We start from the raw sequence: 10,729 nt of genomic DNA on the forward strand, positions 1-10,729 counted from the left end.
ATGCAATATCGGAATCAGACCCTTGAACCCCTCACCGCCTAGAATTAAACCAGTCCAACTTTCGGGGGCTAGTTCACGGGTTGATTCCTACCCCCGTTGCGTCCCCCGTGTAAGACCTACGCCTTCCGGCGCCACGTCTCGAAGCGGTAGCGCAGCCCGTTCGGCTCCTCGTCGACCGGGTGGCCCTTCTCCGAGGCGAACCATTCGGAGCGCTCGACCGTAAACTCCGAATCATCCATCGCCGGGGCATAGACCTGGAAGCGCTCCGGAGCCACCATATCGATCTCCGTGATCACCACCCGGTCCGCGATCGGCATGCACTGCGCGTACACCTGGCCACCACCCAGGATCCACACGGTCACCCGGCCATCGTCCTGCAGCGCCTCCGACGCCGTCTCCGGCACCACGCCACCCGAACCTTCTCCGCGGGCGAACTTTGCGGCCGCCGCGATGCCGTCCTTAATGGAAGCGACCACGTGACCACCGGGAGCCGAATAATCAGCCGAACGGGTGATGACGAAGTTCTCGCGGCCCGGCAACGGGCGGTACTTGCCCAGCGCCTCCCAGCTCGTGCGCCCCATCACGACCGGATAACCCATCGTCGAGTTCTTGAAGTGCTTCAGATCCTCCGGCAGATACCAGGGCATCTCCGCCCCGTCGCCGATGATGCCGGCGGTCGTTTCCGCCCAGATCATCGCGATTTCCACCCCCTCCGGGACGTCCGCGCGGGTCAGGGTGGGGTAGTCGCCCTCGCGGTATCCGCTGGGGCGCTGTTCTTTCTGGACGTCAAATTCCGAAGCTCCCATTACACAGCCACCTTTGCCTTAATCACCGGGTGTGGGTCGTAGCCCACGAAGTTCACGTCCTCGAAGCCATAGCTGAACATGTCCTTGGCCTTGCTCAGCTCTAGCTGCGGATAGGGGCGCGGTTCGCGGGAGAGCTGCAGCTCCACCTGCTCGCGGTGGTTGTCGTAGATGTGGCAGTCCCCGCCGGTCCAGATGAACTCGCCGACCTCCAGACCCGCCTGCTGGGCGAACATGTGGGTCAGCAGCGAGTAGCTGGCGATGTTGAAAGGCACGCCCAGGAACATGTCTGCGCTGCGCTGGTAGAGCTGGCAGGAGAGCTTCCCATCAGCCACGTACAGCTGGAACAGCAGGTGGCAGGGTGGCAGGGCCATGTTCTCTAGCTCCGAGACATTCCACGCGCTGACGATGTTCCGGCGCGAATCCGGGTTCTGCTTCAGCATCTCCAGCGCCTGGGAGATCTGGTCGACGTGGCGGCCATCCGGGGTGGGCCAGCTGCGCCACTGCACGCCGTAGACCGGGCCCAGGTCGCCGTCCTCATCGGCCCACTCGTTCCAGATGCGGATGCCGTTATCCTGCAGCCACCGAACGTTGGAGTCGCCCGAGAGGAACCACAACAGTTCGCCGACCACGGACTTCACGTGCACCGACTTCGTCGTAATCAGCGGGAAAGATTCCGCCAGATTGAAGCGGATCTGCTGACCGAACAGGGACGTCGTACCAGTGCCGGTGCGGTCGTCCTTCTTGGCGCCCTCCGCGAGGATCTTGGCGAGCAGATCCTCGTAGGGCGTGGCGATAGTAGGGGAAGATTGAGCCTCTGACATGCCTCATAGTCTAGGCAAAAGCCCCGCGACGCAGTCGACCGCCCGTGCGAGGGGTCGAACTAGAGAAACTTCTGGATGCTTGCCAACAGGTCCTCGGCGATCTCCTTGCGGCAGATCACCAGGTCCGGGAGGTACGGATCCGGCTCGTTATAGGTCGCGGGCGTGCCGTCCAGGCGGCTGCAGTGCAGTCCTGCTGCCAGGGCGACGCCGATCGGGGCGGCGTTATCCCACTCGTACTGGCCGCCGGCGTGGATGTACGCATCGTTGTCCCCACGCACCACGCTCATGGCCTTCGCGCCGCAGGAGCCCAGGCGGGTGACCTCCATGCCCAGATCCTCGGCCACGTCGACCGCGATCTGCGGGGTGGAGTTTTGGCTGATGACGAGGCGGTTGTTCAGTTCACCGAAGTCCGCCTTCGCCCGGCCCTCCCGGTAGTCGGCGGCACTGTAGACGGTGTGCATTTCTGGCATGCCGACCGCGGACTCGACAACCTCGCCGTCGACCGTGAGGGCAATGTGTACGGCCCAGTCATTCCGGGCACTGGCGTATTCACGGGTGCCGTCCAGCGGGTCGATCACCCACACCCGGGACTTGTCCAGGCGGGAGGGATCGTCCTCCGCCTCCTCGGAGAGGATGGCGTCATCGGGGCGGTGCAGGCTCAGCACACGCGCGATCCAGGCCTGGGCGACCTTATCGCCGGACTTACCAAGCCCGTCGGAGTCCACCAGGAGGGGGTCCGGTGCACCAGCAGTGCGAATGCTGGTGAGGATGTCCCCGGTGCTGCGAGCCAAACGGGCACAGAGCGTGGCATCGTCGAGCGCGTCGCCTGAGCCTAGTCCTTGTGTCATGGTCTACACCTTAGCGCTTCTGGTTGTATGGACTCATGCCCTCCGCCGACTTGGATCAATTTCATGCCCCAGTAGCCGCATGGTTCCGGGACGTGTTCCACGAGCCGACGGTCGTCCAATCCCAGGCGTGGCGGGCCATTAGCGCAGGGGAGAACACGTTGGTCGTCGCCCCTACCGGTTCCGGTAAGACGCTGGCGGCGTTCCTGTGGTCGCTCTCCGAGCTGACGCGCACGGGTGTGCTTTCCCACCCTTCGGCAGATCAAGCCGACCCGCAGACCCCCACCCGTGTGCTGTATATCTCGCCGCTCAAGGCACTTGGGGTGGACGTTGACCGCAACCTCGCCGCCCCGCTGGCAGGTATCGCGCGCACCGCCGCGGCGATGGGGGAGGACGTCGCCCCGGTTCGGGTGGGCGTGCGCAGCGGGGACACCCCGCAGTCGGAGCGGGCAAAGTTGCTGCGCAATCCGCCAGAGATCCTCATCACCACCCCGGAGTCCCTGTACCTCATGCTGACCTCGAAGGCGGCGGGGACGCTGCGTGGGGTGGACACCGTCATTGTGGACGAGATCCACGCGGTGGCCGGGACCAAACGAGGTGCCCACCTGGCTCTTTCCCTGGAACGGCTGGAGCTGCTCACCGGCCGTGCGGTGCAGCGCATCGGCCTGTCGGCGACGGTGAACCCGGTGGATGCGGTGGCCAGCTTCCTCGGCGGCGACCGGCCGGTCACGGTGGTCAACCCGGCGATCAGGAAGGATTGGGACGTCCAGGTTCGCAGCGTGGTGCCGGACTTCCAGGATCCGCCGGCTGCCGAAGATCTCGACGCCGCGCGCTACGAAGACCCAACTGGCGATACCCAGGCGGGCACCGACGGGGACCAGGGTGCAGCCGGCGCCGGACACGGTGGCGGAGGACTTGCGGAAGGCGGCGACGTCGCGGAAAAAGCGCTGATCGACGAAGCCCTCGTCGGACCCAGCCTCATCGGCGAGGGGCTGGGCGGTGCCTCCGCCCTGGGCTCCGGGGCGCGGGTGGCCAGCGGAGTGGATAAGGAATCCGCCCTCCCACAACAAAAATCCGTTTGGCCCCACGTCCAGCACGCCATCTACCAGCAAGTCATGGAGAACCGGGCAACACTCGTCTTCGTGAACTCGCGGCGCGCTGCCGAGCGGCTCACCGGGGCGCTCAACGAGCTCTGGGCTGAGGAGCACGACCCGGAGTCCATCGCCGCCCCCACCCGTCGCGACCCCGCGCAGCTCATGGCGCAATCCACTCAGGTCACCGGCGTGCCGGCTGTCATCGCCCGTGCCCACCACGGCTCGGTGTCCAAGGAGGAGCGCGCCGACATCGAGGCAGCGCTGAAGTCCGGGACCCTGCGCTGCGTGGTCGCCACCAGCTCCCTGGAGCTCGGCATCGACATGGGCCTGGTGGACCACGTGGTGCAGGTGGGAGCCCCGCCCTCAGTGGCCTCCGCGGTCCAGCGCTGCGGGCGCGCCGGGCACACCGTGGGCGCGACCTCGCATGCCACGATCTACCCGCTGCACAAGCAGGACGCCGAGGCGGCCACCGTGATCACCCACCGGCTGTACGCGGGCGAGCTGGAACCGCTGCAGATCATCACGAATGCGCTGGACGTGCTCGCGCAGCAGACGATCGCCGCTGCGGTGCAGGCCCAGCTGGGGTTCACGAATCCGCCGTCGGGTGCGGAGGCCGGGGCGTTGACGTCGGAAAATAAGGAGGGGCAAGCGGCGAGCGGAACGCTGGACGTGGAGTGCTGGTGGCGTGCGCTGCGCCGGGCTTATTCCTATGCAGCGCTGCCGCGGGATGCCTTCGACGGCGTGATCGAGCTGATCAGCGGGCACTATCCCAGCACCGACTTCGCGGACCTGAAACCCCGGGTGGTGTACGACCCAGCGGCGGGAACGCTGCAGGCTCGCCCCGGCGCTCAGCGGCTGGCGGCTACCAGCGGCGGGACGATCCCGGACCGCGGCATGTTCGGAGTCTTCCTCGCCGCAGGTGAGGAGGGCGCCCGGCGCGTCGGGGAGCTCGACGAGGAGATGGTCTACGAGTCCCGGGTGGGGGACGTGTTCACGCTCGGGGCCTCCAGCTGGCGGATCACGGAGATCAACCGCGACCAGGTCATCGTCGTGCCAGCGGCGGGGCACACGGGGCGGTTGCCGTTTTGGGTCGGGGACGCCGCCGGCCGGCCGGTGGAACTGGGTACCGCGATCGGCGAGCATCGCCGGCAGTGGGGCAGTGGCACCGTGGGCGACCTGCACGCGGCCCCGTTCATCTGCGATAACACCCGGGAGAATCTGGACGGTTACTACCGGGATCAGAAGGAAGCCACGGGGATCCTGCCAGACGAGCGCACCCTGCTGATGGAGCGTTTCCGGGACGAGATCGGGGACTGGCGGGTGATCGTCCACTCGCCCTATGGCCGTGGGGTCAATGCCCCGTGGGCGATGGCGCTGGGCGCGGTGCTGCAGCGGGAGACCGGGATCGACGCGATGGCCGTGGCCGGGGACGACGGGCTGGTGTTGCGCCTGCCCTATTCCGAGGAGCCACCGGGGGCGGACCTGCTGCTGGGGCAGTTCTTCCGGGAGACCAGGCCTGGAGTCGGGGAGGGAGCTGTTCGCCAGGGCGCTGGTGGTGACGGTGCTGGGAGCCGGAAGGATATCGCGGGCCGGGGCGACGGGCAGCCGGGTGAGCTTTCGGAGGTCGTGCTGGCCGATGTAATGGACAACGTGGGCAGCTCCGCGCTCTTCGCCGGGCGGTTCCGGGAGTGTGCGGCTCGGGCCTTGCTGCTGCCGCGGCGCAACCCGGGTAAGCGGCAGCCGCTGTGGCAGCAGCGGCAGCGGGCCTCCCAGCTGCTGGACGTGGCCCGGGAGCACCCCGAGTTCCCGATCATGGTGGAGAGCATGCGCGAATGCCTCCACGACGTCTACCAGCTGGATGCGCTCACCAAATTGCTGAAGAAGCTTGGTGTGCGGGGTGGCAGTTCCGGCGTGCGGGTCGCGGAGGTCACCACCGAGGGGCCGAGCGCTTTCGCCGAATCCCTCCTGTTCACCTACACCAGCGCGTTCATGTACGAAGGTGATTCCGCGGAGCGGGCCGCCGCGCTGGCGGTGGACCCCGCGCTGCTGGCCAAGCTGCTGGGTAAGAGCGCCGGAGGCCTGCAGCTGGACTCCGCGGCGATCGAGCGGGTGGTGTCGGCCGCGCAATGGCTGGCCGATGGCCGCCAGGCCGGCACCGCTGAGCAGGCCATCGACATGATCCGGGCCCTGGGGCCCCTGACCCGGGAGCAGGTCGGCGACCGCCTGGTGCCAGAGAACCGGGAGGCCGTTCTGGCGGAACTGGCAGAGCTCGTTCCGCAGCGCATCGCCGAGGTGACCTTCGGCGGGGCCAGCCGCTGGGCGGTCGTTGAGGATATGCCGGTGCTCCGCGACGGGCTCGGCGTGCCCGTCCCACCTGGCGTGGCCGCCGATCCTGCGCAGGTGGATGACGCCATCGACCAGCTGGTGCTGCGCTTCATGCGACACCAGGGTCCGGTGACCCCTGCCCGCGTGGCTGCAGAGTTCGGGCTGGGTGCAGCCACCGCCGAATCTTTGCTGAAACGTTGGGTCGGCCAGCGCCGGCTTGAATCGGGCCACTTCACCGCAGGTGGCGGTGAGGGTACAACCGAGCAGGCTACGGAATATATCGACACCGGTATGCTGCGTCGCCTGCGCTCGGCCACGCTCGCCGCCGCCCGCGGGGCCGTGGAGCCAGTCAGCCCGCAGACCTATGCGGAGTTCCTCGTGGACTGGCATGGGGTAGGCAGCTCCGAGCGGGAGGAGCTCGGCGAAGTCATCGAACAGCTCGCCGGGGTCGCACTGCCTACCAGCGCCTGGGAAACCCTGGTGTTGCCCAGCCGGATCCCGGACTATCAGCCAGGAGATCTCGACGACCTGCTGGCCACCGGGGAGATCATCCTGCGCAGGGTGGGGACCGCGGGGACTAATGACGCCCTCGTCAGCCTGCTGCCCGCGGACATCGCTCCGCTGCTCATCGACGAGCCGGCGGAGGCCCCGCAGCTCTCGATGGTCGCCACCCAGCTGTTGGAACACATGTCCGGTGGCGGGGCTTTCCTCGCCGCCGAGCTCACCCGGGCTACGGGCGCGGCCTATCACGAGGTCGACGACGCCCTGTGGGAGCTCTTCGACTGTGGCCTCATTGCTCCCGATGGTTTCGCCGCGCTCCGGGCGAGGTTGACGTCCGGAAAACAAAGTGGTGCCACCGCCCGCCGGGCACCCCGCCGCAACCGCGGGAGGGGATCGGCGCGGCGGCTGCGGATGGGGCGCAGCAGTTTTGCGCAGATGGCCGGCAACGAGTCGATGGACCGCATCCGGCAGCGGCGCCAGGCGATGAACGCGCACCAGTCGGTGCCGGGGCGCTGGGCAGCACTCGCCCCGCTGCTAGAGATCGATGTGACCGACGCGGAGCGTGCCCTGGCCCGCAGTGAGGCGTGGATTGATCGTTATGGCGTGGTCACGCGCGGGGCTGTGATGGCGGAACATCACGCCGGTGGTTTCGCGGAGGCCTACCGGACCTTGAGCGCCTGGGAGGATTCCGGCGCGGTGCTGCGCGGATACGTCATCGAGGGCCTCGGCGGGGCGCAATTTGCCCCGCACGCGGTGATCCGGCAGCTGCGACAACTGGAAGACCACGGTGCGAACCCTCAGGCGGATGGCACGCCCGCCAGCAGGGCGGGGGACGGGCCGGTGCTGCTGGCCGCCGGTGACGTGGCCAACCCTTACGGTGCGGCCCTGCCGTGGCCTAGCCTTGACGGCGAGCCCGCCCGGCTGACCCGGGGTGCGGGAGCCTTCGTGGTGCTGGATCGTGGCCGCTTGGTCGCGCATTTCACCCGGGGTGGCAGGACGCTCACCGCCTTCGACGCGCCGAGCATGGCCGACGACACCCCGCCAGGAGCCATCAGCCAGCCGACGATCGACGCCATCATCGTCGCGCTGAGCAGTACGATTCGCGCCGGGCGGCTCTCCCCGGTCACGATTGACAGGATCAATGGCGCATCCGTGATGGATCTGCCCACCCAGGGCTGGATCGCTGCGGGGGCGCGGCTCACCCCGAAGGGCCTGAGCATCCGTGGCTGAGGCCGTGCGACGTAGCGCGCCAGCGCACTGCCCACCACAGGGGCGGTACTCCGGCAATGAGATGTGGCAGCTCGGCAACCAGGGCCGAGCTCAGGTGAGATCAAGAAGAGCCGAAAGGAGGCGGGCAATGCCCGAGGGAGATTCCGTCCTGCAGCTGGCCAATAGGCTGAAGTGGATGCCTGGCCGCGAAGTGCTGCACAGCGACTTCCGGGTGCCCGCGCTGGCCACGGCTTCCATCACCGGCGAGCGGGTCCGGGCGGTCTGGCCCTATGGCAAGCACCTGTTCATTCAGGCTGGGGAGCGGATTCTGCACACTCACCTGAAGATGGAGGGTGTGTGGGCCATCCACGCCGCGGGCAGCCGGTGGCGCCGCCCGGGCTACACCGCCCGGGTCGTGCTGCGCCTAAGCCCCCAGCACCCAGGCGGGCCACCCATCGAGGTCGTCGGCCACGAGCTGGGCTTCGTGCGCCTGTTTCCGGCCCGCGACTACGCCACCGTGGTTCAGCACCTGGGGCCGGACATCCTGGACCCCGGCTGGGCCAGCGAAGAATTCCGGGACGCCGGGCGGACGGGGCGAGACGAGGCCCTGCGGCGGATCCTGCGCCGTCCCGAGCGGAGCCTGGGCGCCGCGCTGCTGGACCAGCGCAACGTCGCCGGTATCGGCAATGAGTACCGCGCCGAGGTCATGTTCCTCATCGGCCTGCACCCCGCCGTGCCCGTCGGCCGCGTTGGGGAGGAGAAGGTGGCGCAGGCGCTGGACCTGGCGCGCCGGGTGATGTGGGAGAACCGGCTGGAGCCGCACCGAGTGTTCACTGGTGACCGGCGCCCCGGGATGGGCACCTTCGTTTTCGGCCGCGCGGCGAAGCCCTGCCGACGCTGCGGGGAAACAATCGAACAGTCCACCCTCGGGGGGCGTTTCGCAGGCGGGGACCCGGTACTGGACGCCGGGGAGTTGGAACGCATCATCTGGTGGTGCCCGCACTGCCAGCCGGGCGTTTAAGGCCTAGCCTCCCCTCCCGTTAGCTCCCCCAGGTGGGGGTAGAGCAGGCTGTTTTCGCGGGTTAGGAAAAATTTTCAGGGGATTTTTATCTGAACGATTCAGTACTGTGTGACGCGCTGCTAGCTGGGTTCACTACTCCGCGAGCGTGTCATGTCACGCATGTATTCGGTAGTCGTTGAACGATATCTATTGATATCGACTTGTGCATGCGAGCTGTAAATCTGAGGCGCGCGAACATGCCGGTGGAAGGCTTGTTAGGGGTTCGTGGCCTGCTTTAAGAGGGCTCTTAGGGGTGATCTCTGGTTAACTTTGAGGTTTCACTCCATTAACCAAGTGGCTGTTCGAGGGTGGTTATCGTATCGGTGCCGCTAACACAGAGTCAGCGTCACGCAGTCAGCTTCACACCGAGGAGGAGAATTCTTTCGTGTTCACCCGCAAAACCTCGACGGCCGGTAAGTGCGCCGCCGCAGTAGCAACTCTCGGCCTCATGGCCACCGGCTTGGCCGGCCAGGCCCAGGCAGACACCCTGAACGATCACTACCCGGAGACCCCGAAAACCAACGTTGACCTGCCGATCGTCAACACCTACCACGGTAGCGACCACATCAAGGCCAATATCCTCAACCCGCGCCCAGTGTGTAACTCTGGGGAGGACTTCCGCACCGTTGTCTACAAGGTCAAGGATAATTTCACCCCGGCCGGCACGATCTCTGCGACCAACGGGACCGCCGACACCATCCCGCTGACCCAGGACCTGTCCAAGTCCCAGTCCATTCAGCTTTCCGTTAAGGGCGACCGGACCTCCACCACCACCGCCAACCTCGGCGGCGGAGCCAGCGGGGACAAGGGCAACGTCTCCACCGGTATCACCTACTCCCTGGCCAAGACCCTGGGCTTCGAAGCCTCCTACTCCCTGAGCTGGGAAGTCGGCCAGAGCATCGGCCCATACGACGTGCCAGCAGGAAAGACCGGCGAGGCCACCTACGGCTTCCGCACCATCACCATGACCGGCACCCAGCAGTACTGCAAGCCGAACGGCACCTGGTCCACCCCGCGCAGCTGGACCGCCCTCACCCCGATCAAGAACCAGGTCAACGTGAAGCTCTACGAGAACCCGGCCGGCGCCGCCGAGGGCGCGAAGGTCGAGGAAGGCACCGAGCCACAAGGCGAGCCGGTGGAGGTCCAGGAGGACGCGCAGCCGACCCAGGGCGAGTCCCCGGAGGCCGTGACCAAGGAAGCAGAGCCAGACAAGGCAGCCGAGGCTGAAGAGATCGCCGCCAAGTCCGAAACCACCACGCTCGAGGAAGAGGAAGCCTAATGCAGAAAACCAAGAACTCCCTCCGCCTGGCCACCGCAGGCCTGGCCACCGTCGCCGCGCTCAGCGGAATCGGCGGTGCGGTTGGTGCTGCCACTGCGCAGGAAGAAATCGACCAGGACTTCTCCCACGCCGCTGCGTCCAACCAGGCCGACTATGACCTCGAGCCGTACTTCCAGACCTCCGGCGCCAAGGCGAAGGGTTTCGCCGGAACCGTCGTCCTGAAGGTGAAGAACGTCGGCAGCCAGCGCTACTACCAGGACTATCCGCTGACGACCTTCCGCATCAACGTGAAGACCGACAAGGGCCCGGAGGGCGTTGACCGCCTCATCACCCCGCGCGGCATGAACGGTGCGCACATCTTCGATGAGGGCTTCGACCCGGAGACCTCCACCCGAAGCTTCACCGTCACGCTCTCCAACCCGATTAACTCCGGCGACACCGCAACCGTCGCGGCCCTGGACTTCGGCGACGGCAAGACCAAGGAAGGCCGCCTCTACAACTACCTTGAGGTCACCCAGACCGGCCGCCACAAGGAGGACACCGCCACCGCTAACGACGAGCAGGTGGACTCCCGTGAGCACACGGTCACCGATACCGGCAAGAAGAACGAGGGCCTCTTCTAGAACTCATCCCGACCGGGGGAGTGGTATCCACCACCCCTCGGCACCGGTGCGTTTTCCTTTTTAGGACGTCAAAATCCCCGCCAACGCTTTGAACTAGCCCCCGAAAGTTGGACTGGTTTAATTCTAGGCGGTGAGGGGTTCAAGGGTCTGATTCCGATATTGCATC

The 10,729-nt window shown here is 66.7% G+C and carries 7 protein-coding genes; 4 read left to right on the plus strand and 3 right to left on the minus strand.

The window, feature by feature from the left end:
• Nucleotides 1–116 precede the first annotated feature (116 nt).
• Genes QP997_RS09440 through QP997_RS09450 form a run of 3 tightly spaced genes read right to left on the minus strand, consistent with a single transcriptional unit; the run spans nucleotide 117 to nucleotide 2,475 of the window.
• A complete protein-coding gene (locus QP997_RS09440) occupies nucleotides 117–806 on the minus strand; it encodes a dihydrofolate reductase (RefSeq protein WP_284846979.1) in 690 nt (229 codons plus the stop codon).
• Nucleotides 806–1,627, minus strand: coding sequence for a thymidylate synthase (locus tag QP997_RS09445; RefSeq protein ID WP_148812750.1), 822 nt, complete (start codon nucleotides 1,625–1,627; stop codon nucleotides 806–808). The genes QP997_RS09440 and QP997_RS09445 overlap by 1 nt, the downstream gene beginning before the upstream one ends.
• A gap of 59 nt (nucleotides 1,628–1,686) precedes the next feature.
• A complete protein-coding gene (locus tag QP997_RS09450) occupies nucleotides 1,687–2,475 on the minus strand; it encodes a 3'(2'),5'-bisphosphate nucleotidase CysQ (protein ID WP_284846980.1) in 789 nt (262 codons plus the stop codon).
• 35 nt (nucleotides 2,476–2,510) lie between these two features.
• Between QP997_RS09450 and QP997_RS09455 the strand changes: the two genes are divergently transcribed.
• The 4 genes from QP997_RS09455 (at nucleotide 2,511) to QP997_RS09470 (ending at nucleotide 10,563) form a co-directional block, all read left to right on the plus strand.
• Nucleotides 2,511–7,622, plus strand: a complete 5,112-nt coding sequence (locus QP997_RS09455; RefSeq protein WP_284846981.1) for a DEAD/DEAH box helicase — start codon at nucleotides 2,511–2,513, stop codon at nucleotides 7,620–7,622.
• A 127-nt stretch (nucleotides 7,623–7,749) separates the two neighbouring features.
• Nucleotides 7,750–8,622, plus strand: coding sequence for a DNA-formamidopyrimidine glycosylase family protein (locus QP997_RS09460; RefSeq protein ID WP_284846982.1), 873 nt, complete (start codon nucleotides 7,750–7,752; stop codon nucleotides 8,620–8,622).
• A gap of 424 nt (nucleotides 8,623–9,046) precedes the next feature.
• Complete coding sequence (locus QP997_RS09465; RefSeq protein ID WP_284846983.1) at nucleotides 9,047–9,940, plus strand: hypothetical protein; 894 nt, start codon at nucleotides 9,047–9,049, stop codon at nucleotides 9,938–9,940.
• Nucleotides 9,940–10,563 carry a hypothetical protein gene (locus QP997_RS09470; RefSeq protein WP_284846984.1) on the plus strand — a complete coding sequence of 208 codons (624 nt, stop codon included), beginning with the start codon at nucleotides 9,940–9,942 and terminating at the stop codon, nucleotides 10,561–10,563. Before QP997_RS09465 ends, QP997_RS09470 begins: the two co-directional genes overlap by 1 nt.
• The last annotated feature ends 166 nt before the right edge of the window (nucleotides 10,564–10,729 follow it).

The organism is Corynebacterium sp. MSK039 (assembly GCF_030232315.1).
Lineage (GTDB): Bacteria > Actinomycetota > Actinomycetes > Mycobacteriales > Mycobacteriaceae > Corynebacterium.

What these genes read in the sequence shown, in the direction of transcription:
- QP997_RS09460 (WP_284846982.1), top strand. Translation starts at nt 7,750, where the DNA reads ATGCCCGAGGGAGATTCCGTCCTGCAGCTGGCCAATAGGCTGAAGTGG.
- QP997_RS09470 (WP_284846984.1), top strand. Translation starts at nt 9,940, where the DNA reads ATGCAGAAAACCAAGAACTCCCTCCGCCTGGCCACCGCAGGCCTGGCC.
- QP997_RS09440 (WP_284846979.1), bottom strand. Translation starts at nt 806, where the DNA reads ATGGGAGCTTCGGAATTTGACGTCCAGAAAGAACAGCGCCCCAGCGGA.
- QP997_RS09450 (WP_284846980.1), bottom strand. Translation starts at nt 2,475, where the DNA reads ATGACACAAGGACTAGGCTCAGGCGACGCGCTCGACGATGCCACGCTC.
- QP997_RS09445 (WP_148812750.1), bottom strand. Translation starts at nt 1,627, where the DNA reads ATGTCAGAGGCTCAATCTTCCCCTACTATCGCCACGCCCTACGAGGAT.
- QP997_RS09455 (WP_284846981.1), top strand. Translation starts at nt 2,511, where the DNA reads ATGCCCTCCGCCGACTTGGATCAATTTCATGCCCCAGTAGCCGCATGG.